Source organism: Lysinibacillus sp. NPDC097214 (assembly GCF_050277945.1).
Taxonomy (GTDB): Bacteria; Bacillota; Bacilli; order Bacillales_A; family Planococcaceae; genus Lysinibacillus; species Lysinibacillus xylanilyticus_B.
In genome coordinates, this window is sequence record NZ_JBNNSS010000004.1 from 246,927 (window position 1) to 272,677 (window position 25,751).

A 25,751-nucleotide genomic window follows, 5' to 3' on the forward strand; every position below is an offset into this window, starting at 1 on the left:
AAGTATAAAATAGTATAAAAATATAAGAGCCTTACTACTTTTTATTGTAGCAAGGCTCTTTCATGTTGTATAATCCATATTTTATTTAACAATTATTACAAAACACAAATGGATAATTAGTTAATCCATTGAACAACTTTTTCTCGACTTTGTCTTGATTTTTCATGGGCTGGTTCTTTAGATCGGTATCCGAACGCTGCCATAACTGATACACCAAATTTTCCACTATCTAATAATTCATGTTCAAGAACTTCTGTTACTTTATCCATATTGAAACCTTCCATTGGACAAGAATTAAATATCCAGAGATTTTATAAAAGGGGGAAGCTCGAAAAAGTTGTGGGAGGCAGTTATTCGTTTAATACCAGAAGGTTGCGCCTAAAGTCGATTGGATTAGAACTACGGTGTTTTGCAAAGTATTTGATATTTTCATTATCATGAAGCGGGGATTTAAACTACATATCACATTTAGCAATAGAATTATTTTTGATACCAAATGGAATAGTTTTTAAGTCAGTACAAATTAGTACTGGCTTTTTTTATACGTATAGTGATTGGAAGAAGGGAGGGGTGTGAAATAATATTGCCTAGAAGCAAAAGAACGAAAAAAGGCATCTCATCCATAGATGAAACACCTTTTCTTGAAATTATTGAGCTACTCGTTGGATAAAGGCATCTAATTGTACTAGTGTGACATTGTCGTTCACCCCGAAAGTATTGTCACCTTTACCAACCGTAATTTTATTGGAAGCTAGAATGGATACATAATTGTAAGCCCAATGCGTACTTGGAACATCAACAAATTGTTCTACTGTTCCTTGTTGTTTTAAATGGAATGCTTCCACTAAAACTTTTGATAATTGACCACGTGTCATAGGAGAACCTGGATTAAATTTCCCATTTTCATCACCAGTAAAAACGCCGATTTTTTTAAGTGCTTCTGCAGCACCCGCATATTTAGACGATGGTGTTACATCTGGAAAACTTGAATTGGTGTTACTAGTATCTAAATTTAATTGCTTAGCCAGTTTAAGAGCTACCTCTCCACGCGATGCATAAACGCTAAAGTCGATTTCAGCATCTTTTACTTCCCCTTCAGTGAAATTTGCTATGCGTTTTGCCCCTACGTAACGAGATCCCCAGTAATATGGATCATTGAGTTTATCGATTTTTACCCCAGAACTTGTAGTAGCTGAAATAAAATTGCTGTCACCTATGTAAATGCCAACATGGGAAACACCGCTTCCCGAAGTATTAAAAAATACAAGATCACCAGTTTTTAACTGAGCTTTCGCAATCGAAGTACCTTGCTGATATTGAGCAGTAGATGTACGTTGTAGTGAAATCCCCAACTTAGAAAAAACAATTTGTGTATATGCTGAACAATCTATACCTGTCTTAATGTCTGTCCCTCCATATTGATAAGGAACACCTATATATTCTTTTGCTGTATTTGTTATATCTGCTATTGTTGCCGCTTTCGCATCATGAACACCCATGCCTGTGAAAAACATAAACGATGCAAAAATGGGAAGTAACCATTTTTTCTTCATGTAAACTTACTCCTTTCAAAAAGCTTTCAGTTTTTAATAAAGTAAGAATAGCATGAAACAGCCATGAGTTATTTTTCAATCATATTACCGATTACCGTTAATCAGCAAAATTGAAACCTTAATTTTAACTGTGTAAAACTTCTGCAATAATCATGGGTAATTTTACTAAAAAAATTTTAAATAAATGGTTATAGAGGGTTTAAAGGGTTTATTTAGTGGTTTCATCCAATATAAAAACTTTACGTGATGCATTGTTTTCCCACATCTAATCCTATTTAGTGCTTTATGGCACTGTTTGTCCATTCCAGTTTAACGCCTCGTTTATTAGCTAGATTTTTATACTTATAAACGAAGACTTTCTTTACGAGCTAGTTCACAAAGGGCGAAATAGCATCTTTCATCCCAATTGTATTTTCATAAACACAATTGGACATTCTCCATAAATTTTTCATATTTTTTATTTATACTAAATAATTGATGTGTTTAATTAGATAAGGAAGGATTGGTGAATGGCTTTGGTAGGAGAATTGAATTTGTTTCTTTCCTTTGCAGCAGGGTTATTATCGTTTGTTTCCCCTTGTTCATTACCACTTTACCCAGCATTTCTCTCGTATGTTACGGGGATGTCCTTTAATGAACTAAAGGATGACAAAGGAGTATTTCATCGTAAAGCATTGATACATACACTTTTATTTCTATTTGGTTTTTCTATTATATTTTTGGCTTTAGGTCTGTCTACATCTTTTATCGGCTCTCTTTTTATTATGCATAAAGATTTGCTGAGACAAATTGGTGCTATTATTATCGTGATATTTGGTTTGATCATTTTAGGTGTTTTTAAGTTCGATTTTTTACTTTCAGATAAGAGAATACAGTTTACGAAAAGACCTAAAGGATATTTTGGTTCTATTCTTATCGGTGTGGGCTTTGCTGCTGGATGGACTCCGTGTACTGGTCCAATTCTAGCTGGAGTTATTGCATTAGGCATATCCGATCCTAGTAGAGGAATTTTATATATGCTATTTTATGTACTTGGCTTCTCTATTCCATTTTTAGTTATGTCTCTATTTATTGGGAAAATGAAAATGTTTCAAAAACGAAGTGCTCTCTTTATGAAAGTAGGGGGTGTGTTCATGGTTATTATGGGAATCATGTTATATTTGGATATGATGACAAAAGTGATCGCGTTTTTAACACCGATTTTAGGAGGATTTACAGGATTTTAGACGATATAAAACGTTGAGGTAAGGAGGAGCATGCAATAAGGTGAATAAAATCTCTACTAAATTAGCAGCTAGTTTTTTTGTTGTCGTGCTAATCATGGAATTATTTCTTATGTTTTACCTACATCGAAATATTATTAAGTCGAAAGTTGAAGAGGAACTAGCCAGTTTATTAGCAAATGGAGAAAATCATAGAGATGTATTACTGGAGAATTATTCAGATATGACTATTAAGCATATCGTGTTAATGGAAAAGAATAAAGATCGAGAAGTCATGATCACAGATATAAATGGGCGTATTATAGGTCGTTCCACTTTAAATCACACAATAGTAGAAGAATACATGCCTTTAGTAAAAAATCTAAGTAAAAAAAAGGATCAAATACTAGTAGCAGATTGGCGAAACTCTCCATATATAGTCAGCGCGCACCCTTATAAAATAAATATAGATCAATCTGGTTATGTGGTCATGTTTCAAAGTACAAGTGCTATCAAAGAAATGGTTCATAATTTGAATAAGCACTTTTTCATATCTGGTATTACTAGCATTGTCGTACTTCTTGCAATATATGCATTATTATCGAAAGTCTTAACGAGACCTTTAATCCGTATGAAAGCGGCTACTGAAAAATTAAGTCATGGCGACTTTAATGTAAGCCTAGCTGATGTAGGAAAAGACGAACTCGGTGAGTTAGCAAGATCGATTCAGAAGTTAGCCGATGATTTAGAAAGGTTACAAAAAGAAAGAAATGAATTTCTGGCATCAATAGCGCACGAATTAAGCACACCCTTAACATATTTAATTGGGTATTCAAAAGTAGCCATGAGAGAAAATTTGAACGAAAATGATCGAAATCACTATCTTGAAATTATTACAGAAGAGTCAAATCGAATGAAAGAACTTGTAAAAAACTTATTAGAATTAGCAAAAATGGATCAAAACTCTTTTAGCGTGTCAAAGGAATATTTTTCTGCACATCCATTTTTAGATACTATTTGTAAACGAGTTGCTCCTTCTTTTGACATGAATAACATAAAGTTAATTCTTGTTTGTGATGAGGATTTTAAAATATACGCAGATTCTATACGACTGGAGCAAATCATGCTAAATTTATTAGATAATGCTATGAAGTATTCAGATAAAAACACGAGAGTAATAATAGAAGCAATAAAACAAGAAGAAAGAACAGTAATAAACGTAATTGATGAAGGGATCGGTATTCCTTCAGACGAACTGGAATTGATTTTCGAAAAATTATACAGAGTGGAAAAATCACGTTCGCGAACTTTTGGGGGTTCAGGAATAGGACTTGCTGTAGTTAAAGAACTAGTCGAGGCCCATGGCGGTACAATTAAAGTGGAAAGCAATTTTGGAGAAGGCAGTACATTTACAATCACAATATAGAAGGGGATAGGAATATAAATGAAAACAATTTTATTAGTTGATGATGAACTAAGAATGTTGGATTTAGTAGAATTATTTCTATTGCCATATGGTTTTAATTGCATAAAGGAAACAAGTGGCATTAACGCAATTGAGCTCGTAAAGAAAGAAGACATAGCTCTTATCATCTTAGATGTTATGATGCCCGAAATGAATGGTTGGGAAGTTTGTGAAGCCATCCGCGAATTCTCAAATGTTCCAATTATTATGCTAACGGCACGATCCGATAAAGTAGATTTAGCCAAGGGTCTAAATACAGGAGCGGATGATTATATTTCGAAGCCTTTTGACGAACGAGAGTTGGTTGCAAGAGTAAATGCGATACTACGTCGAACTTATCCTGACGAGAATAAAATTATAAGTTACAATGATTTTACGTTGGATAAAGAAACATACTCCTTACACTATCAAGATTTAACTGTTCAGCTGACATTAAAAGAATTTAATATAATAAAAACTTTAATTTCCCGACCATCTAAAACGTATACTAGAGAAGAATTATTACGTTCTGCATGGGAATATGATACTGATATCGATACACGAACAATAGACTCTCATATTCGAAATTTAAGAGAAAAATTAGTGAATGCTGGTTTTCCAAGTGATAATTTTATTAATACCGTTTGGGGAATCGGATATAAATGGGGGTAAAGAAGCGCAAAGTATCTATAAAATAATGTTATTTAGATGTCCATTAGTCAATTTTGACATGGATATCTTTTTTTATTGTCCAAAGGGGTATCATGATGTTTTTTAAGTATGATCTTATAACTCCATAATTTCTTCATATTTATTTGCTACAGTTAGTTTGTATTGAAATGCAAGGAGGAAGCATCATGAAGCCTAAATTTTTGATTACTTCTCTACTAGTGAGTAGTGTGATCATTGGAGGATGTAGTGCTAGTAGTTCAAAATCTGATGAAACGATGGACCATTCTAAGATGGCAAAAGAAGAAATGTCGAATATGGAGGGGATGGATCATTCCAATATGTCGGGAAAAGATATGGAAGCAATGAATGGACATGAAAGCCATACGAATCCATTAGCATTAAATCATTCGACTGGAGAAAATGAACTGGCTCTTCCACCTTTACTAGAAGCTAAAGATGGCATTTTTACTATTACTGCACAACAAGGAACAAGTGAAATTTTCAAAGGCATTAACACCGAAACATATGGCTATAATGGCTCGTATTTAGGTCCTGTCATTAAAGTGAATGAAGGCCAAAAAGTAACATTTAAAACAAACAATCAACTATCAGAACCAACGACATTTCATTGGCATGGTGTAGATATACCAGGAGAGGGAGATGGAGGACCACATCATCTTTTACAGCCTGGAGATACGAAGAATGTGGAGTTTACTGTAAACCAAGGTGCATCGACCCTATGGTTCCATCCCCATCCCGTAGGTGCGACTGCGGAACAAGTATATAAAGGTTTAGCAGGATTAATATACGTGGAAGATGAACATTCTAAAAAACTAGGCTTACCGAGTGAATATGGTGTGAATGATTTCCCTTTAGTATTCCAAGATAGAAAATTTGACGATAATAAACAATTAAATTTTAAAGCTGCAATGAATGAGGATGGTACTATAGGTGATACATTATTAATAAATGGCACAGTTAACCCTAAACTAACAGTTGGCAAAGAAAAGGTCCGTTTACGTTTATTAAACGGGTCAAATGCCCGTAACTATACATTTAAATTAAGTACAGGAGATTCATTTCAACAAATAGCTACTGATGGTGGTTTTGTTAATAAACCCATTTCGATGACGGAACTATCATTAACGCCAGGCGAACGTGCAGAAATTATTGTTGATTTTTCAATATACAATGAGTCAACGGATATAGCTTTAATGAATGAAGAAGATACTAAATTACTGTCATTTAATATCGTCGATAAAAAATCAGCAACATCTAGTAATTCTCCAAAAAACTTAAATAATTATGTAGTAACCGATGAAGAAAGAAAATTGCCTGTTTCTAAAAAGCTGGAACTTTTCGGAATGGGGAAGATGGTCACTATTAATAATAAACAATTTGATATGAATCGAATCGACTTTACGCAAAAACAAGGAGAGACTGAGATATGGGAAATTTATAACAAACCAGATATGATGGGTGGCATGACACATCCATTCCATATACATGGTACTCAATTTAAAATTCTCTCCATCGATGGGAAAGAACCACCGACAAACGAATATGGTTGGAAAGATACTGTCGCAATAGATGCTGGAGAAACAGTACGGTTAGCTGTGAAATTTAATAACAAAGGCATTTACATGTTCCACTGTCATATTCTTGAGCATGAAGAGAATGGTATGATGGGGCAAGTTAAAGTGGAATAGTACTAAATATTAAATGAAACGAAATGTCTTTCGGTTTGAAGCCCTTTACAAAATGGTGAGTTGTAGAGGGCTTTTTCTTTTGAAAATTATACGTATAAATAAAACGCTTCATACATTAATGAGCATGCTTTAATCAGTGCATGCTCTTTTTTTTATTATTTAATCAGTGTCTCTAAAAAGAAGGATTAGCTGCCATACTCTTTAATTAGATGATACACAGCACGATTATGACTATAGTATTAACAATACAAATATGCCATATTCGCTATTCGCGAGAAGCCAAACACAATACCATACTACTGTATTTCAATAAATACTTTCGTGGTATAATATCCCTAAAAAGGAGTGGATTTTTTGGGAAATCGAAATCATTTTAAAGTAATAAAATTTCTAGTAAGCTTATCTGTTATTTTATGCATTATAAATTATCCGATTATTTCCTTTGCTGAAACACTTGATACCCATTTAACTAGTGAAAAAAGCAAATCTAATGACATTGATACTGGTATAGCAAACTTGAACTACAATAGCAATGAAGTTTTAGCAGTGAAAGGAGACAAGATTGATCGTTTCGTTCCAAGAGAAGGTATAAATTCAAATGATAAATTTATAGTAGTTGAACGTAACAAAAAATCACTTACAACCTCACCAGTGGATATTTCAATTATCGATTCTATGGCGAATCGTACCTATCCAGGAGCTTTACAACTTGCAAATCAAGCTTTTGTAGACAATCAACCTAGTTTATTGGTGGCTAAAAGAAAACCGCTAAATATAAGCATAGATTTACCTGGTATGAAAAGAGAAAATACAACGACCGTGGAAAATCCTACATATGGTAATGTATCTGGTGCAGTAGATGAGCTAGTATCTACTTGGAGTGAAAAATATTCAACAACTCATACTTTACCAGCAAGACTACAATATTCAGAAGCTATGGTATATAGCAAATCTCAAATAGCAAGTACGCTAAATGTGAACGCCAAAGTTCTTGATAATTCACTAGGAATTGATTTTAATGCGATTGCAAATGGAGAGAAAAAAGTGATGGTTGCGGCATATAAACAAATATTTTATACCGTAAGTGCAGAACTACCTAACAATCCATCAGACCTTTTTGATAATAGTGTTTCTTTTGAAGAGTTAACGCGTAAAGGGGTAAGTAATGAGGCTCCTCCCGTTATGGTGTCAAATGTAGCTTACGGCAGAACAATTTATGTAAAATTAGAAACAAACTCTAAGAGCAAGGATGTACAAGCTGCATTTAAAGCTTTACTGAATAATGTCAATACGAATGTAGAAACTAGTGGACAGTATAAAGATATTTTTGAAGAAAGTTCGTTTACTGCTGTAGTATTAGGCGGAGATTCACAACAGCATAACCAGGTTGTCTCAAAAGATTTTAATGATATTAGAAAAATAATAAAAGATAATGCAGAATTTAGTCTTAAAAATCCAGCATACCCAATTTCATATACAAGTGTATTCTTAAAGGACAATTCAATTGCAGCTGTTCATAACAATACAGATTATATCGAGACGACATCTACGGAATACTCTAAAGGCAGCATAACCCTTGATCATTATGGTGCATATGTTGCTCAATTTGAAGTAGCCTGGGATGAATTTTCATATGATGAAAACGGAAAAGAAGTGCTATCCCATAAAACTTGGGGTGGAAACTGGAAAGACAAAACGGCTCATTTCTCTACAGTAATACCTCTTCCGGCTAATTCAAAAAATATAAGAATTTATGCAAGAGAATGTACAGGTCTTGCATGGGATTGGTGGAGAACAATTATTGATGAATACAACGTTCCATTATCAAAAGAAATAAAAGTTTCAATTGGAGGAACCACATTATACCCAACAGGTACAATTAATTAAGTATTTCTCATGAGTGAACTTTTCATAGGCTGTGAGAATTAGTTTTCTTGATTAGAATGTAACTCCAATCTAAATAAGGGCTTGAAGCGGGTAAATGGTCAAACTAGTTATTAAAATAAAGATCAAAACACAAACATCCATCCTGGAAAAACAAACGGCTGAGACTCTTGTTACACAAGAACTTCAGCCGTTTTTATTTTCATAAACATCTCTACGAATAAAAGGAACACCACCCAAAGACTCCACCAAGTGTTGCACCACCATACATAGTAGCGTTGAAGTTAGGGAAAAAATTGAACCTTTAAGCTTACACGAAATATTAAGAAGTGTTTTGGTATAATATGAAAACTATTTTGTAACTTAGTTTAAGCGAGTTCGTCGAATAGAAAGGAGGGATTTGCATGAAGAAATATTTTTTATATGTAGTAGCTCTTTTAGGACTTTGCATAACAGGATGTTCAAATACTAATGAATTGCCGAGAGAAAAGCCTCCTAAAGACTCTATAACAAATGAATTATCGGGAGAAAAGCCTCCTAAAGTCTTTATAGACATTGAAAATAAAAAATTTGAAACTACACTCGGTACTTATTGTTGGAAAAATGGATGCGTTGATAAAGTTGGACCAGTTGAACTTTTAGAAGGCAAAAAGCCTATAAAAGTTAAATCAGGTGAAAAAATAACGCTTGTAATGGACTATGAACCAAAACCTAATGAATTTCATGTTGCACAAATGAGTGGTAACAAGGAAAATGAGGTCGCTGTTAAAGACAATCGTTTTACTGCACCTACACAACGTGGCGTTTATTATTACTCTTATGGCGTATGGTGGATGGACGAAAAGGAAGCGAATGTATCTCACGGCGACGCCTTCTATGCCTTCGCTTTAGAAGTAGAATAGTTATTCCATTTAAAGGGCGCGATATGGATCCACAACAAATGAAAAAATGATTAAACATAAAAAGAAAATAACTGAAAAGGAATCTATTTAGAATCAATCTTTTATTCAAATAGATTCTTTTTTATTTGACTGTTTTCGAAAAGTTTGTTGCTATTCAACTTACGAAGCAGTTTAACGGAACAAGAAGGAAACATCAATAGCCTTGTGGAAGTATTATTATTTGGAGGGGGACTTTAAAATGTTTATCGTAAATGTTGAAGGTGCTATAAGGAAAAATGATAAGTGGCTTATTATTGAAAGAAGCAAAAAAGAGGAACATGCTAGTGGTCTGCTTTCACTTGTTGGAGGTAAGGTAGATAGAGAAGGGAATTCATCAGACATATTAGAGAGAACAGTGAAGCGAGAAATATTAGAAGAAGTCGGTGTGAACGTAAAAGACAGGATAAATTATTTACATAGTACATCATTTCTAACAGTTAAAGGTGAAAATGTAGTGGATATTTTTTTCTTTGTGAATATGAATCTGGGGAAGCATTTTCTAAAAGCACCGATGAGGTCGAAGCGGTATTATGGTTAACTACTGAAGAAATATTAAGCCACCCCAATTCGCCAATATATTTAAAGGAAAGTATTAAACATGCGGAGGCGTTGATTCAAATTCAGTTGTCATCAATGCTTTAAATTTTTAATAGAAGTAAAGTAGTTATACATAAATGGGGGGATTTGTTTGAGAAAAAGGTTATATATTGTAAGACATTGTGAAGCACAGGGGCAACTTCCGGAGTCACAACTTACGGAAAAAGGATTGATACAAGCAAAATATTTATCAGGATTTTTCTCAAATACTAAAATTGACCGAATTATATCGAGTCCTTTTTTACGTGCAATTCAGTCAGTAGAACCAATTAGTGAGGAAACAAACATAAAAATAGAGATTGATGAACGTTTATCAGAACGTACACTAAGTACTACGGATTTACCTGACTGGCTTGAAAAACTAAAAGCAACATTCAATGATTTGGAGTTAAAATTTCAAGGTGGAGAGTCAAGTAAAGAGGCTATGAACCGAATAGTAAGAGTTGTAGATGAAGTTTTTAAAAGTGAATCTAAAAACACAATAATCGTTACTCATGGAAATTTAATGTCTCTGCTGCTAATGAATTATGATAACAGCTTTGATTTTGATTGCTGGAAGAATCTTAGTAATCCTGATGTGTTTGTATTATGTTACACAAACAATGAAGTAAATATGAAACGTTTATGGCAAGAAAAACTAATAGAAAAATAGTCAATAAAAGGACGTCTTTTAATTCACGAAATATCAAAACAAAAAAGCAGATTTATTCTACACGTTTTGTAGATTAAATCTGCCTTTTTGTTTTACAGCAATAATCTTAGGGAAAACAACTTTTTATTTTAATAGTAAAAAGCATTTATAAGGGCGACTGTAGACAAGCACGAAATTCCGACTTTGCCTACAGTCTAAGAAGCAATTTACAGTGAATCTTTTCAGAGTAACTATAACTTTCGAACCGCTTTTCTTTTCTGTTCGATTTTTCGAAATACCAAAGAAACCATTGTAAGTACAAAATAAAGTATGACAAAATTTAGAATTACACTATTATCACTTTTATTCGCTATATAAACGTATAGCCCTACTACCAACGCTAAAATTAATGGTTTGTATATTGAATTTCTAATCAATCCACCTTTTCCTAATTTTACAGTATTCATTAGATACATAGCTTTTTAATTAATATGTTAAACGTATATATGTAATAAATTGGCATATTGAACACAAAATTGGAATGGTTGTTTTTTTCGAATGCAAAGGGACCCGGTGAAACGTCTATTTTTGGGCAACCCTTAAATTTGATTAATTTGGTCTAAGGCAACTTATTTTTACGCCCGAATTTTATTTAGTAATGGTAAAAAAGGTTGCTGTAGACCCACTCGATATTCGTCTGTTATCATAGTTGAGTATTAATTGAAGGAAGATGAGTAAAGGGTATTTGAGGAAAATTCTTCCCGTATTTTTTATGTAAAAAACTCTTACTCGGAGGAGATATAAATGGTTAGTGAGAGAGAACAAATTAGCAAAAAAGTTGCATGGATTGCACTTATATCCAACCTAATTCTTATGATAGGTAAGATCTTCTTTGGTCTTTTTGGTGGTAGTGAGGCTGTTTTTGCAGATGGGATTCACTCTGGAGCAGATGTAGTAGCTTCGATTGCTGTTCTAGCAGTAGTCGGTATTTCTAATAAACCACCTGATAAGGATCATCCCTTTGGGCATGGTAAGGCGGAGGTTATTAGTGAAGCGATCGTTGGCATTATATTAATAATAGTTTCCCTATATATTTTAGCAGAAGCAATTTTAGCATTTTTTGAAAAACCGAGCGTACCTCAATACAGTGCATTGATTGCGGCAATAATTTCTTACATAGCGAAAGAAATATTATATAGATACTCCATAAAACAGGGGAAAAAGTGGAATAGTAAGGCTATTATAGCGATTGCGTTAGATCATAAAGGGGATATTGTTGCTTCTCTTGCCGCATCTATTGGCGTCCTCTTAGCAATTATAGGAAATGCAATTGGGTGGACATTTTTGTTATACGCTGACGCTATTGCAAGTGCTTTAGTAGCTTATTTTATTTTTAGAATCGCAATGGAATTAGTTAAACCTTCTGTTGATGTTTTAATGGAAAAAAGTGTGGATCAGGAACTTTTAGACGAGTATGAAGCTACTATTCATGAATTTAATCAAGTGCAACGAATAGACAAACTTCGTGCAAGAGAACACGGTCACTATAAGCTTCTCGACATTCGTCTATCACTAAATCATGATTTAACAATTAAACAAGGCCATGATATAGCTCGTGAGATAAAAAATGCGTTAATAAAAAAATACCCTGATGTAGGGGAAGTCCTTATCCATGTAAATCCATACTATTTAGAACCTAATCAAGAGTAGTCCTACAATTTTGCGCAGGCGCTAATATCGATGTAGTTATTGCTTGTTTTACAGTTTAATAAACGCTGTGTTCAGTATTTGAGAATATTTTTGATAATCACAAGAAGCCTTCGAATAAAAGGCTTCTTGTTTTTTTCTTGGCTATCAATACAATTGTAGAGCACTTAGAGGTATTCCAGGGTAAGGAGCGCTACTACAGAAGTTAGATAGTTAAACAAAAGGATAATTTATCTGAAAATTCAGCGTTTTTGTCGTTTTCGTGTTAAAATTTGTATTGCAAAGAATTAGGGAAAGGTGTAAGTGAAAACTTTTTTCATTTATTATTTTTCAACGTTTTCTTTATCTTGCTGTAATATCGGTGTTGTTAATGTATTCAAATGATGCAACGTGAAGCGGTTTTTTAACACATTTTAAAAGATAACATGCAAACCGCGTGGATCTAATGATTCATGGTTTATGGATAAACTTGATATGATCTTAAAGAAGATTGATAAAATGCTAGAAGCGGAATTATTTATAGGTGAAAGGGCAAAAAGGGGGAGGGTTTATGTCAGAAAATAAAAAACATATACATAAAAAGGTGCAGGGAAATTACAGAAGAAGTAAAAATCAAATCCGGGATCATAAAGATTTCGATAAAAAAGAGTTTATTATTCTTGTAATAATCATTTTAATAATTTACTTTTTGAATGCTATTTTCCCGGAATTTTTGAAAAAGTGGATTTGCACTAACAGACCATTAGCAGACTTTACATGGAATAGAAATGGCTTTTTGGAGAGCACAGCATTTAGTGGTGCCCGTTTTTTGTTTTAGAACCAGAGAATAGAAAAATAAAATTAACGAGATTTTGTAAAATACTATTTGAGAGGGGATGTTAATTTGAAAGCTGCTAAGCTAACACTTTTTATAACAAGTTTAGTAGTACTAATACTGTTCTATGTGATTAACATAAATACTGTGAGCCCAATCACTGTTTCAGGCAACGGGAATCCATTTTTGCTAGTAGTAGCCCCATTGCTCCCACTATTTATCTTAATGGTTTTATTATGGGGAAGAATTTTACGAGTGCATTCAATAAGTCAACGCTTTTCAATTGTTGGAATAATTTTGACTTTCGTTCACTTGATGATCGCTTTTATTTATCAAAGAATCTCTCTAGCAAATTATCGAGATATTATTAAAGATGCATATCTTGAAAAGTATGGGAAAGTAGATAGTCAATATATACAAGACATCACAACTGTATTATCGATTCATGTAAACAACCAATATTTTAATGTCAATACATTCTTCATGTTTATCAGTTTTTCAATTTTTATCGCCTTCATTTTTTATTTATGGGGTATTCATGAAAATAAGATAGAAAATAGTAATGTACAAGAGTGAAGGGAGAGGTCTAGCCATTCATTAACCATAGATTCAAACAAAATACAATCGCATGTACATTCTGCAATAAGTTATAGAATAAAATGTTGAGGATTAGATTAGGTGCTCATAAAAAGTGGGTACCTGGTCTTTTTGTGTTTAAATTCCTAGTTTACTCAAAAACTCTTTTCAAAAGGGTACAAAAACCCAAGGTAATGGTAGTGGAACTAACCAAGCTTTAGTTTTATTAGGACGTAATAGCTTAGCTCCAAGTAAGTACCTCGTAGTATTTGTAGGTTAATACATCTCAATAGGTCACGTTTATAAAATATTGAGGTAACATCATTTTGAACTTTTGACTACGATAAAAAGTATAACTCACCCAAAAACGGACAATTTAATAGTTACTGGAGGTGAGTACATTAGCAAAAGAAAAGCAAAAGAAAGAATTAGAGCAAGAAGAATTCGGCATGGAATTTAGTCCATAAGAATTAGAAGTAGCTGAAGAAAAAGAACAAAAGAAAGAACAAATTGATAATAAAGAAAAGCAGTAAGAAGAATGAGTGCCACATCCTCGGGTTGTGGTAAATCACCAAAAAGCCATAACGCGGTCGTTATAGCTTTAGGTATTGCGAAAATAACAATATTGACATTATTATTTTGTATGGATTTTAGCTTATTTATACATTAGCTATGAAGGTAAAAATGATGTATTGGCGGGATAGCACAGTTCATAAACAACTTGGGGCGATGCATGCAACAGGTTGCTATCCCAAAACAAGTGTATGTACTAGTATTTAAAAACATTACAACTATAAATTTGTTAGAAAATATGAGCTATCTCCTTAAGAAAAAATGGCCACCCCCTAATAAGAAAGTGACCAACAATAAACTTAATTTATATTTAGTTGTAAATTATTATTTATATGATTTAATAACTAAGTTTGTATAGTTCATGGCCATTAGAAATGAGAAAAGCATAATAGAAATATCTATTCTGCTTCTGTGCTTTTTTCCATTTCTTCTTTTTTACTTCTAAGTAGCAATGCAATAAATAAAAAACTTGCTACCCAAAACGAAAAGAAAAAATTTTCAAGCAAAGCCAAATTATTATTTTTGAAATAGTCCCAAACCGTTGTAAATAAAAACAGTGTTACAAAGAAAGTGATATATAAGCATTTTCCGAATGTAGTCAATTTAAGCACCTCGATATGTAATATAAGTAAAATAACGTTAAAAGGGTCACTGGGATGGAATGACCCTAAGTAACAAATGGGGGAGGTCGTGACGGTCAACTAACGCCACAACCTAAGTGCGTGCGATACACTCAATAATAATGTGTGTGAAATTTAGGTTTTCTATACATTCGACTTAATACAGTTACTAAAGGATCTTTATTACTTTCAGCAACGAATGCTGGGTTAGCGATGTTATTTGGAAACATATTAATTGCCGTCTTTTATTACATGTAAAATACGCATCAAGCTAGTCGGCAATAAAAAGATGATAACAGTTGACATAGTAACGTCGCTGAACACATAAATAAAATTGTGCATATTTCAATAATAAAACTAAACGCCAGGATCATTGATCCTGGCGTTTTTAATTGCTCTTAAATACGAAAAACAGCGTTTAGAAAGAAGAGGATTGAGGAAATATAGTTAGAGACGGTTGATTGTAAAAATCCTGACAGAAGACAATTTACGAACTATCATATTAAAAATTCTAAATCTATTTCATTATTTAAATTAGAAATGGCAGATTAATCATTTGTTAATATATAATTCTCTGTTAAATCAACAAATGCACTTAAAGCTGGAGACATCCATTTATTTTTATGCCAAAATAATTGTATTTTGGTAGTAAAGTCTGGTCCGACCCAGTTTACTTTTCGAATACTACCTTCTATTATTTCCCTTTTCACAGAAATCTCTGGTAGAATGGCGATTCCCAGTCCCGCAATTACACATTTTTTTATGGCCTCTACATCTCCTAATTCTAATTTACTTCTTGGCTTTGCACCTACTTGAATCAAAGAATTTTCAAAAGCATTACGGTAGTCGCATTCTTCAGTTAACAATAATCTTTGGTTATCTAAATCAATTGGATTGACCTCTTGTTTCTCGCTTAGTGGATTGTTTGGACAACATATTATAGCCATTGTTTCTTCTTTTAATTCTTTCACTATTAAATGTGAAGATGTTACAGGATTCATGGATAATAACGCAACATCAATTTGACCTTCCATTAATAAATTTAAAAAATCCTTTTCAGATATTCCTGGGCGAAATACAAGTTCAACCTTAGGATACTTTGTTTGAAAGTCATTTAAGATATTAGGTAGTCGGTACGTACATTGTGTTTCGGATGCACATATTCTCAAAATACCACTTGGTTCATTAATTCCACCAACAACATCTAATGCCTCTTCTGTTAATCCTAAAATTTTGTCAGCATAATCCTGAAGAAATACCCCAGCTTCTGTTAAAATAACTCTTTTTCCAAGTCTTTCGAATAGAGGGGTTCCCAGTTCTTCTTCTAAAGCTACTATATTCGCAGTGATACTGGATTGGGCATAACCAAGAATTTGAGCTGTTTTTGTGAAATTCAGTACTTTTGACGCTGTTTGAAACATAATTAATTGTTTAATTTCCAAGTTCAACCACCCCTAAATCGGTTCAGCCGATTGATGTAATCAAAAAATCTCTATAGATTGATTATAGCATTTTTTATATGATGAATGCAGGTACCTAAAGACGAACAATTTTGAATATTCGGAAGGAGGGAATGGCTTTGATCGAAAACATAATAAATGCAGTAAATAATTTCTTGTGGACGTATATTTTAGTTGTAATGCTAATAGGCTTGGGGATTTACTTTACAGTGAAAATGAAATTCATGCAAATACTCTATTTAAAAGAGATCTTTCATTCCATATTTGAAAAAGCACCTAAAACAAAAGATGGAAGTAATGAAATTTCCTCAATGCAGGCTTTTTTCATAGGGGCAGCAACAAGAATTGGTACTGGGAATATGGCAGGGGTTGCCATTGCCTTAACTATCGGTGGTCCGGGTGCAATTTTTTGGATGTGGTTTGCAGCTGTGTTAGGTGGTGCATCGGCATTTGTAGAAAGTACATTAGCCCAAATTTACAAAGTTAAAACTGATGAAGGCTTTAAAGGAGGGCCAGGGTATTATATTCAAAAGCAATCCGGACTTAAATGGCCAAGCATGATCTTTGCATTCACGATTATTCTTAGTTTTGGATTAATCTTTAATGCTGTACAAACAAATACAATTACAAGTGCTTTTAATTACTCATTTGGATTAAATCCTGTTTTAATGGGCGTGTTTATAACAATCCTGACTGCTTTAATTATATTTGGCGGTGTAAAGAGAATTGCTAATTTTACGCAAATTATAGTACCAATCATGTCGGTATTTTATATCACTTTAGCACTTTATATTATTGTTACCAATATTTCTGACGTTCCCGCTGCTTTGGCAAGTATTTTTAAAAGTGCCTTTGGCTTCGAACAAATTGCTGGAGGAGGCATCGGGGTAGCCATTATGAACGGGGTGAAGCGAGGATTATTTTCGAATGAAGCAGGTATGGGAAGTGCTCCAAATGCGGCTGCAACCGCAAATGTTTCTCACCCTGTCAAACAAGGTTTTGTTCAATTGTTAGGTGTATTTTTTGATACTTTAATTGTTTGTAGCTGTACAGCATTTATTATTATGCTTTCAAACGTAGAAACATCAGGTGAACTATCTGGTATTGAAATTACACAAGCAGCGATGACACAGCATTTTGGCTCATGGGCAAGTATTTTTCTAGCTTTTGCCATATTTACTTTTGCCTTTAGTTCCATTGTAGGTGGATATTATTATGGTGAAGCGAACCTAAGCTTTATACATAATAGTTCATTAGCATTGTTAATTTATCGGATTGCGGTGTTAATCATGATTATGTTTGGTGCTGTAGCCAATCTTCAAATTGTTTGGAACTTAGCTGACTTATCTATGGCCATTATGGCAGTCATAAATCTGATCGCCATTGCTTTTTTGGGGAAATTTTCATTTGCAGCATTACACGATTACATGCAGCAACGCAAGTTGGGATTAAGTCCTATATTTTATGCTTCCAGTATCCCAGGTTTGAAGGGCGTTGAGTGCTGGGAGTCAGACAAGCAATCCGCTATATCAACAAAACATATAGAAGGAGAAAAAAATGATGAACTTCGAATATTATTGTAATACAAAAATGATTATGGGTGCTGGTAAATCAAAAGAAATAGGCAATATTTTATTAGATATCATTGAACCACATTCGAAAATTTTGATTGTCAGCGATCCAGGAGTAATGAAGGCGGGATTAATCGTTCCAATAAAAAAGCATCTTGAAGAAACAGGATATAACGTTATCTTATTTGATCAAGTGTCTCAAAACCCACGAGATAATGAATGTTTAATGGGCGCAGAGATATTTAGAAAAGAACAAGTAGGTGGCTTGATTGCTGTTGGTGGAGGAAGTCCTATGGATACAGCAAAAGCGATAGCATTACTAGGACCAAATGGAGGAACACCAGAAGACTATGTCGCAGGAAAGAAAGCGTATACAAATGTTGCACCAGTGATCTGTATACCAACAACAGCTGGAACTGGTTCAGAAGTTACTCGCTCATCAGTTATTACTCTAGCTTCATCGCATAAAAAGATTACTTTAAAGCATGCCTTACTTAGACCGACAGTTGCCATATTAGATCCTGTACTTACGACTACAGTTCCCAAAAGCATAACAGCTGCAACAGGAGTCGATGCGTTGGTACATGCCATTGAGGGCTTTACATGCAAAGTAACTAACCCTATTTCCCAAGCTATGGGAGCAAGTGCGATGGCAACCATTGTAGAATATCTTCCAAAAGCATACGAAAATGGAGAGGATTTAGAAGCGAGATACAAGATGCAGGAAGGAAGTTTGCTGGCTGGATTATGCTTTGGATCAGCTGATGTTGCGGCAGTACATTGCTTGGCTGAAGCTTTGGGAAGTCTTTATGACACACCACATGGTATCGCAAATGCTGTATTCTTACCATATGTCATTCAATACAATTCTACTGAAAATAAACCATTGCATGCCAAATTAGCGAGAATCATGAATTTTGCAGAAAAGAACGATACAGATGAGGAAGCCATCAATAAATTAGTCAATCAATTATATGATTTTACAAATAGACTTGGAATTCCAACTCTAAAAGAATTATCTTATGTAAAAGAGGAAGATTTCGATATAATGGCGGAACTAGCTGAACAAAATAACTCTACTCCAAGTAATGTACGTACTATTACGAAGGCCGACTATTTAGAAATCTTAAAAGCTGCTTTTTAGAGCGATTATGAGCACGTTTTCCTAGGGTATAGATACATTAATCTCTTGCCAATATTCTTTTGAAATGCAATAGAAGAGGAGAACATAAGACGATGAATAACTTTACTAATAGAGAGTACAAACACGAACCATTCACAGATTTTTCACAAGAGGCAAACTACAACGCATATGTAGAGGCTTTAAATAAAGTTGAGAGTTATTTAGATCAAGATTACCCACTTATTATCGGTGGCGAACGCATCACGACTGAAGATAAAATAAAATTGTCTCTTATAACCCTACAAAGAAAATAGGAGTAATTGGTCGCGTTTCTAAAGCAAGCAAAGACTTAGCTGAAAAAGCCACGCAAAGCAGAACTAAACCCAGGTCTCAATTAATTTTGAGCCTGGGCATTTGTGTTTATTATAGCTTCTCTAAATTTCATGTTAGGACTGTTCAAAAATTTTTTGTTCAAAATCGATTGTAAAATGTCAAATTTTTTTAGAAAAAATGGGTAAAAATCTATTGCAATTATTATTCAGCAATCATAATATAAGTGTATAGTTATATATTTATTTTGTCACCTGTACTTATCGGGTGATTTTATTTTAAATGATATATAAGCAAATGATTATATAAGGAGAGCAGATATGGAAAATAATCTAATTGAAAAACAATTAAAGGCAGCAGCTGATTTGAACCGCATTAAATTACTGGCATGTATGAAAAATGGGGAAGTTTGTGTATGTGATTTTGTGGATGTTCTAGGGATTTCTCAGCCAGCAGTTAGTCAGCATCTTCGAAAATTAAAGGAGGCAGGCATTATTACTGAACGCAAGGTTGGTACATGGAAACATTATCGTTTAGTGGAAGAACAGACGCCACTTATGAAAGGTGTTTTAGAACAAATTGAGCCATTAAATGGATGCAATTGCGGCTCTGACTGTACAAACATAAGGGAGGAAAATTAATGGGTAATGAATCTTTAACAAAACAGCTTTCGTTTTTAGATCGCTACCTTACTCTTTGGATTTTTGTTGCGATGGGTATTGGCGTTCTATTAAGTATGACAATGCCTAATATTGGTGAAGCATTAGAATCCATGTCGGTTGGTACAACATCCATACCAATTGCTATAGGGCTAATTGTGATGATGTATCCGCCGTTGGCAAAAGTAAAATATGAAGAAATGTGGCGTGTGTTTAAGGACTGGAAAGTTCTTTTACTATCACTTTTTCAAAACTGGTTACTTGGACCGTTCTTAATGTTCTTTTTAGCGATTATCTTCTTGCATGATTACCCAGACTATATGGCTGGACTCATTATGATTGGTTTAGCAAGATGTATAGCAATGGTCATCGTGTGGAATGATTTAGCTCGTGGAGATCGTGAATATGTAGCTGGTCTAGTTGCCTTTAATTCTATTTTTCAAATCGTAACATATTCGATTTTTGCTTACTTTTTCTTAAACGTATTACCTGGTTGGTTTGGTTTTAAAAATTTTAATGTATCCATTTCTATGTGGGAAATTACGAAAAGCGTCCTTATTTACTTAGGTATTCCATTTGCTGCTGGATTCCTAACACGATTAATAGGTATGAAAACAAAAGGGAAACAGTGGTATGAGGAAAAGTTCTTACCAAAAATTTCACCACTTACGTTAATAGCACTTCTGTTCACAATTGTAATGATGTTTGCATTGAAAGGTGAGAAATTAGTGGAATTACCACTTGATGTAGTGCGTATTGCGATTCCATTATTTATTTACTTTATTGTGATGTTTGCCATTTCATTCTTTTCTTCACGTAAAGTAGGCGCATCTTATCCCGTTACAGCAGCCCTTTCTTTTACAGCCGCTAGTAACAACTTTGAGCTGGCAATTGCTGTAGCTGTAGGTGTTTTTGGACTTCATAGTGGCGTTGCTTTTGCTGCTGTTATTGGTCCACTTGTCGAAGTGCCAGTACTTATTGGACTTGTTTGGGTCGCCTTACGATGGCAGAAGAAATATTATAAAACTATTAAATTATAGAGCTAGTATTAGCTGATTCAGACGCGAAAACATTCCGCTTCTTCGGCATTATTAAAAAAAATATGTGAGATTGAAACATAATCAGAAAGTATTAAATATTACCGCGTCTAGCTTAATGCTAGACGTAAAAAATACACTGTATATAAGGATATGCTTATATTAATATTTTATAGAAAAGAAGGGTTTATTTATGAAAACATTTAATATAATTCAGCAAAATAATTCTTGTTGTACTACTTATAACATTAAGGCACAAGAGGCTTTTAATGATTTAAATAAGAATTTACCTACTGTAATAATTGGCGCTGGTCCAATCGGGTTAGCTGCAGCTGCTCATTTAGTGGAACAAAATCAGTCCTTTATTTTACTAGAGGCCGGGAGTGAAATAGCGCATAATATTCGTACTTGGGGTCATGTTACACTGTTTTCTCCATGGCGATATAACATCAATAAAGCTGCTAAAGCTTTACTTGAGGAAACTGATTGGCAAGAACCTAACTTAGAAACATTACCAACTGGGCATGAGTTAATTGATCTCTATTTAAAGCCTTTAGCAGAGTTAGCACAAATAAAACCTTTTATTCATTTAAACTCAAAGGTAGTGGGCGTTTCACGTCAATTGAATGATAAGATGACATCAAAAAATCGTGTAAATCAGCCATTTAAGATATATATTGAAACGGAAGACGACATAAATATCATTGAGGCTAAAGCTGTTATTGATGCAACAGGTACATGGGGGAACCCAAACCCAGCAAACTCTACAGGTGTTTGGCTGCAAAATGAAAAAGCATTAGCAAGTCGCATTGAGTATGGTATTCCAGATATTCATACGAATACTAAGAGATATGCAAACAAGAGGATCGCTGTTATTGGAGGCGGTCATTCGGCTATCAATACCTTATTATCATTGGCTTCATTACAAAAAGAGAATCCTTCAACGAAACTTGTTTGGATTATGCGTAAAAAATCTGTTGAAGAAGTATATGGTGGGGAAGAAAAGGATGCCTTAAAAGCACGAGGAGCTCTAGGTATGCGTATTCACGAATTAGTAGATGCAGGTAAGATCGAAGTAGTGACACCATTTTATATTTCAATGTTGAAAAAAGATGAAAAAATAAATATTGTCGGTACTTCAAATGGAGAACAAACAGTATTAACAGATTTCGATGAGCTCATTGTAAATGCAGGGAATCGACCGGATTTTTCAATAAACAGCGAACTACGTCTTTCCATCGATAACATAACTGAGAGTGTGCAAGCATTAGCACCATTAATTGATCCAAATGTGCATAGCTGTGGAACAGTACGAGCACATGGAGAAGAAATACTAAGACAGCCGGAAAAAGGTTACTATATTGTCGGAGCCAAAAGTTATGGACGTGCACCTACATTTTTAATGGCAACAGGTTTTGAACAAGTCCGATCAATAACTGCCTATTTAACAGGCGATGAGGAAGCTTCGCAACGTGTGGAATTAGAGCTACCAGAAACAGGCGTCTGCAGTAGCAATCTTTCCAATCAATCCAATACATGTTGTTAATTATTCGACTGTTAGCGAAAGCTAGCAGTCCTTTTCTAATAATAAGGGGGAAATTGAATGGAAACATTACTTATTCGGAAAATGGAACACAAAGATTTAAAAGAGGTATTAAGCATCTATAAAGAAGGAATTGATACAGGGATGGCCACTTTTGAAACAAATGTACCAAGTGAACAAGTATGGGATGAAAGACATCATGCAAATTTGCGCTTTGTAGCAGAGGAACATAACAGATTAATTGGATGGATTACCATCTCACCTGTCTCTACACGCACTGTATATTCTGGAGTTGGGGAAGTAAGTGTTTATATATCAAATGATAGTAAAGGGAAAGGTATTGCCTCCAAGCTTTTTCGAAAACTAATCGAGGAAAGTGAAAACGCAGGTTTTTGGACGCTTCAATCATCTATTTTTGCTATCAATACATCCAGTATTCAATTACATAATAAGATGGGATTTAGAAAAGTTGGTACGCGAGAAAGAATTGCTCAGTTACATGGGAAATGGCATGATACGATTATAATGGAAAAAAGAAGTTGAAGATGACCTAATAGAAAGAGAAGTATATAACTTGGTTACTAACCGACCACATTTGGAAATGCTTAAAAGTAATCAACACCTTAAAGTGCTTAATTCGTATGTTGACAATCTACTATTTTTTTATTATTATTTTACAAACGTTAAAGAATCCATAAACTTTCGTATAACCCCAATAATATGGTTTGGGGGTCTCTACCAGGAACCGAAATTCCTGATTACGAAGAAAGTACAAAACACTTGTATTTTCTTTGTAGTCAGGAATTTTTTTGTATTTTAATCTAAACATTTATTTCAGGAGGTCAAACATGAACTTTTTAGCATTGCCCAAAATTGAACTACACTGTCATTTGGATGGAAGCTTAAGGGCTGAAACTATTATCGATATTGCACAAAAGGAAGGTATTCAGCTACCCACTTTTGATAAGGATGAACTGCAAAAGGAGCTGATTGCTCCGTTAGAATGTGAATCCCTTGATGAGTATTTAAAAAGGTTTTCTCTTCCTAATTTGGTCATGCAGTCCAAGGAGAACTTAAGAAGAATTACTTTTGAGCTATTTGAGGATGCAACAAGAGAAAATGTGAAATATTTAGAAGTCCGATTTGCCCCGTTACTTCATACACTACAAGGTCTTAGTGTTGAAGAAGTTATTCAATCTGTTATAGAGGGCATGAGGGACGCTGAAAGCTGTTACGAAATAAAGGGAAATATAATCCTGTCTTGTATGAGGACGATGTCTGTAGAAAGCGCATTCGAGGTGGTTGAAAAGGGGAAAAAGTTCCTTGGAAAAGGTGTGGTAGCAATTGACCTATGTGCATCCGAAGAAGAAGGCTTTTGTGAAAAATTCGTAGATCCAATCGCATTAGCCAAAAAATATGGCTACAGAGTCACTATTCATGCAGGTGAAACAGGAATTGGTAAAAACGTTTTAGATGCTGTTGAACTGCTAGGTGCTGAAAGAATAGGGCACGGAGTATTTATTAAAGATTGCGCCGAGGCTTATAAGATTGTGAAAGAAAAACAAGTAGTGCTTGAAATGTGTCCAACAAGTAATGTCCAGACGAAAGCCGTTCATAATTATTCGGAACATCCGATTTATAAGTTTCATAAAGATGGAATAAAAGTGACATTTAATACGGATAACCGAACAGTATCAGATACTACAATGGAAAAAGAAATCTATTTAGTTGACAACGAATTTAATCTAAGTGAAGAAGATTATCGACAAATTTATTTAAATAGTGTAGAAGCATCCTTTGCGGATCAAGAAACGAAAGAATGGTGCATAGCACAATATTAAAGAAAATTTAACTTAGCAACAAAAACAATCCCGAACTCAAACTCATTTTTAAACTATCATATAACTAATCTTTTATAAATTAGCAGATTGTGAAGAAATATAATTAAAGTAACGGGTGGCGTTTGTTGAATAAGAAATGTAACAACTTAAAGAGCTATACTAATTCCAATCAAAAGAGGGCCAACAGTAGAAGATTTTATTTCTATTTATAAAATAGTTACTGAATAACAACACTTGGAATAGTTTCAAGGAAATGAATGCCTTTAACTACTTACTCCGTGATTACTGCCAAGGCAGGAGCAAATAATATTGAAACGGTTAAATAGTCCATGTACCAAATATAGTAGCTGAATAATATTAAACCCAGGTCTCAATTAATTTTGAGCCTGGGCATTTGTGTTTATTATAGCTTCTCTAAAATTCTTGTTAGGACTGTTAATACAATTGTAGTGATAGCTGCAATTAGTAATATCCCAACGGAAGATATATCGACAGATGTAAGGTGGAGCGTTTTCATCCAATAATAGCCTACAACTATAGAGGTAAATGACGTTAATACAGAAATAATAAAGCCTAGAAAGCCTAATTCTTCTATCTTTTGTTCTGTTAAACCTATAAGGCTTAATACCTTAGTGAAAATACCAGCAATTATAAATAGCGCAAAAGATAAAATAAATAATGACATCATTCCTGAATGAGAAATTTCATTAGGCATGAATTTTACTAGAGCCATCATTATAAATGCAGGTAGAAAAATTGGTAATACTAAACCAGCAATAATAGCTATTGGAGCTAAAAATTTATTTTTATTTTGGTTGCTCATAAATCCTCCGGGAAAATAATATAAAAATGCTGATTCATTATATCAAATCGAAGTAATAAATCGAATTTTATTGTTTTTTCTGATAAAAATGTACATTCACAGGTATATTGGGTTGAAGGAAATCATGCAACGTTGCATTTTTGTTCTAGGAATTTCACTATCCGCAGTTAGTCAGCATCGCGAAAATTAAAGGAGGTAGGCATTATTACTGAAAGTTGGTAGTTTAGCGAAGGATCAATTGCAATTGATGAAGGGCATATTAGATCCGATTAAGTCTTTAACTGGATACAATTGTGGCACCGATTGTTGCCATATAGGGTAAAAGTAATTGAGGAATGGGTCCAAACTGAACACCTATCCATCGCTATCTTACCATTTGGATTTTTGTCGCGATGAATAGGTGATTTATTAAATTTTACAATACTAAACAACAACATTCGG

The 25,751-nt window shown here is 34.0% G+C and carries 22 protein-coding genes, 2 pseudogenes and 1 riboswitch; of the genes and pseudogenes, 19 read left to right on the plus strand and 5 right to left on the minus strand.

Annotated features, from left to right (window positions below; all coding sequences use genetic code 11):
- Positions 1-116: 116 nt before the first annotated feature.
- Both ACQKMI_RS11255 and ACQKMI_RS11260 read right to left on the minus strand, forming a co-directional pair.
- On the minus strand, positions 117-269 hold the full coding sequence (locus ACQKMI_RS11255; RefSeq protein ID WP_427488891.1) for a hypothetical protein: 153 nt from the start codon (positions 267-269) through the stop codon (positions 117-119).
- A 378-nt stretch (positions 270-647) separates the two neighbouring features.
- The gene (locus tag ACQKMI_RS11260; RefSeq protein ID WP_427488893.1) at positions 648-1,553 is read right to left on the minus strand and encodes an NlpC/P60 family protein; all 906 of its coding nucleotides are present in this window, start codon (positions 1,551-1,553) and stop codon (positions 648-650) included.
- A 509-nt stretch (positions 1,554-2,062) separates the two neighbouring features.
- Here ACQKMI_RS11260 and ACQKMI_RS11265 point away from each other — a divergent pair.
- The 11 genes and pseudogenes from ACQKMI_RS11265 (at position 2,063) to ACQKMI_RS11315 (ending at position 13,730) form a co-directional block, all read left to right on the plus strand.
- Positions 2,063-2,779: a cytochrome c biogenesis CcdA family protein gene (locus ACQKMI_RS11265; protein WP_427488895.1), complete on the plus strand. Its 717-nt coding sequence runs from the start codon at positions 2,063-2,065 to the stop codon at positions 2,777-2,779.
- A 40-nt stretch (positions 2,780-2,819) separates the two neighbouring features.
- A complete protein-coding gene (locus ACQKMI_RS11270; protein WP_427488896.1) occupies positions 2,820-4,181 on the plus strand; it encodes a sensor histidine kinase in 1,362 nt (453 codons plus the stop codon).
- Positions 4,182-4,199: 18 nt separating this feature from the next.
- Positions 4,200-4,871 (plus strand): response regulator transcription factor, encoded by a 672-nt coding sequence (locus ACQKMI_RS11275; RefSeq protein ID WP_427488898.1) that lies wholly within the window; start codon positions 4,200-4,202, stop codon positions 4,869-4,871.
- A 185-nt stretch (positions 4,872-5,056) separates the two neighbouring features.
- On the plus strand, positions 5,057-6,580 hold the full coding sequence (locus ACQKMI_RS11280; RefSeq protein WP_427488900.1) for a multicopper oxidase family protein: 1,524 nt from the start codon (positions 5,057-5,059) through the stop codon (positions 6,578-6,580).
- Between the two features lie 354 nt (positions 6,581-6,934).
- Positions 6,935-8,467 (plus strand): thiol-activated cytolysin family protein, encoded by a 1,533-nt coding sequence (locus ACQKMI_RS11285; RefSeq protein WP_427488901.1) that lies wholly within the window; start codon positions 6,935-6,937, stop codon positions 8,465-8,467.
- Positions 8,468-8,868: 401 nt separating this feature from the next.
- On the plus strand, positions 8,869-9,366 hold the full coding sequence (locus tag ACQKMI_RS11290; RefSeq protein WP_427488903.1) for a hypothetical protein: 498 nt from the start codon (positions 8,869-8,871) through the stop codon (positions 9,364-9,366).
- A 238-nt stretch (positions 9,367-9,604) separates the two neighbouring features.
- Positions 9,605-10,047: pseudogene (locus tag ACQKMI_RS11295) on the plus strand (NUDIX hydrolase).
- A 46-nt stretch (positions 10,048-10,093) separates the two neighbouring features.
- Positions 10,094-10,654, plus strand: coding sequence for a histidine phosphatase family protein (locus ACQKMI_RS11300; protein ID WP_427488904.1), 561 nt, complete (start codon positions 10,094-10,096; stop codon positions 10,652-10,654).
- Between the two features lie 783 nt (positions 10,655-11,437).
- Positions 11,438-12,343: a cation diffusion facilitator family transporter gene (locus tag ACQKMI_RS11305; RefSeq protein ID WP_427488906.1), complete on the plus strand. Its 906-nt coding sequence runs from the start codon at positions 11,438-11,440 to the stop codon at positions 12,341-12,343.
- Positions 12,344-12,890: 547 nt separating this feature from the next.
- Positions 12,891-13,157: a hypothetical protein gene (locus ACQKMI_RS11310; protein WP_427488908.1), complete on the plus strand. Its 267-nt coding sequence runs from the start codon at positions 12,891-12,893 to the stop codon at positions 13,155-13,157.
- A 66-nt stretch (positions 13,158-13,223) separates the two neighbouring features.
- Positions 13,224-13,730 carry a hypothetical protein gene (locus ACQKMI_RS11315; protein WP_427488910.1) on the plus strand — a complete coding sequence of 169 codons (507 nt, stop codon included), beginning with the start codon at positions 13,224-13,226 and terminating at the stop codon, positions 13,728-13,730.
- Between the two features lie 971 nt (positions 13,731-14,701).
- On the opposite strand, the gene ACQKMI_RS11320 is transcribed toward ACQKMI_RS11315, so the two are convergent.
- Together ACQKMI_RS11320 and ACQKMI_RS11325 are read right to left on the minus strand one after the other, a co-directional pair.
- Positions 14,702-14,905, minus strand: a complete 204-nt coding sequence (locus ACQKMI_RS11320; RefSeq protein ID WP_323645980.1) for an RNA polymerase subunit sigma — start codon at positions 14,903-14,905, stop codon at positions 14,702-14,704.
- A gap of 566 nt (positions 14,906-15,471) precedes the next feature.
- A complete protein-coding gene (locus tag ACQKMI_RS11325; RefSeq protein WP_427488912.1) occupies positions 15,472-16,365 on the minus strand; it encodes a LysR family transcriptional regulator in 894 nt (297 codons plus the stop codon).
- A gap of 131 nt (positions 16,366-16,496) precedes the next feature.
- On the opposite strand from ACQKMI_RS11325, the gene ACQKMI_RS11330 reads away from it, so the two are divergent.
- The 8 genes and pseudogenes from ACQKMI_RS11330 (at position 16,497) to add (ending at position 24,487) form a co-directional block, all read left to right on the plus strand.
- On the plus strand, positions 16,497-17,966 hold the full coding sequence (locus ACQKMI_RS11330) for an alanine/glycine:cation symporter family protein (protein ID WP_427488914.1): 1,470 nt from the start codon (positions 16,497-16,499) through the stop codon (positions 17,964-17,966).
- Positions 17,941-19,098: an iron-containing alcohol dehydrogenase gene (locus ACQKMI_RS11335; RefSeq protein ID WP_427488916.1), complete on the plus strand. Its 1,158-nt coding sequence runs from the start codon at positions 17,941-17,943 to the stop codon at positions 19,096-19,098. The genes ACQKMI_RS11330 and ACQKMI_RS11335 overlap by 26 nt, the downstream gene beginning before the upstream one ends.
- 92 nt (positions 19,099-19,190) lie before the next feature.
- A pseudogene (locus ACQKMI_RS11340) lies at positions 19,191-19,447 on the plus strand (hypothetical protein); the annotation flags it as partial.
- A 280-nt stretch (positions 19,448-19,727) separates the two neighbouring features.
- Positions 19,728-20,048: an ArsR/SmtB family transcription factor gene (locus ACQKMI_RS11345; protein ID WP_427488918.1), complete on the plus strand. Its 321-nt coding sequence runs from the start codon at positions 19,728-19,730 to the stop codon at positions 20,046-20,048.
- Positions 20,048-21,106, plus strand: a complete 1,059-nt coding sequence (arsB, locus tag ACQKMI_RS11350) for an ACR3 family arsenite efflux transporter (protein WP_427488920.1) — start codon at positions 20,048-20,050, stop codon at positions 21,104-21,106. Before ACQKMI_RS11345 ends, arsB begins: the two co-directional genes overlap by 1 nt.
- A gap of 190 nt (positions 21,107-21,296) precedes the next feature.
- On the plus strand, positions 21,297-22,649 hold the full coding sequence (locus tag ACQKMI_RS11355; RefSeq protein ID WP_427488922.1) for an NAD(P)-binding domain-containing protein: 1,353 nt from the start codon (positions 21,297-21,299) through the stop codon (positions 22,647-22,649).
- A 57-nt stretch (positions 22,650-22,706) separates the two neighbouring features.
- Entirely contained in the window at positions 22,707-23,189 is a 483-nt protein-coding gene (locus ACQKMI_RS11360; protein ID WP_427488924.1) for an N-acetyltransferase family protein, read from the plus strand.
- Between the two features lie 139 nt (positions 23,190-23,328).
- Positions 23,329-23,427, plus strand: a riboswitch (purine riboswitch).
- A 67-nt stretch (positions 23,428-23,494) separates the two neighbouring features.
- Entirely contained in the window at positions 23,495-24,487 is a 993-nt protein-coding gene (add, locus tag ACQKMI_RS11365) for an adenosine deaminase (protein ID WP_427488926.1), read from the plus strand.
- Between the two features lie 403 nt (positions 24,488-24,890).
- On the opposite strand, the gene ACQKMI_RS11370 is transcribed toward add, so the two are convergent.
- Positions 24,891-25,310 (minus strand): epimerase, encoded by a 420-nt coding sequence (locus tag ACQKMI_RS11370; RefSeq protein ID WP_427488928.1) that lies wholly within the window; start codon positions 25,308-25,310, stop codon positions 24,891-24,893.
- Positions 25,311-25,751: the final 441 nt, after the last annotated feature.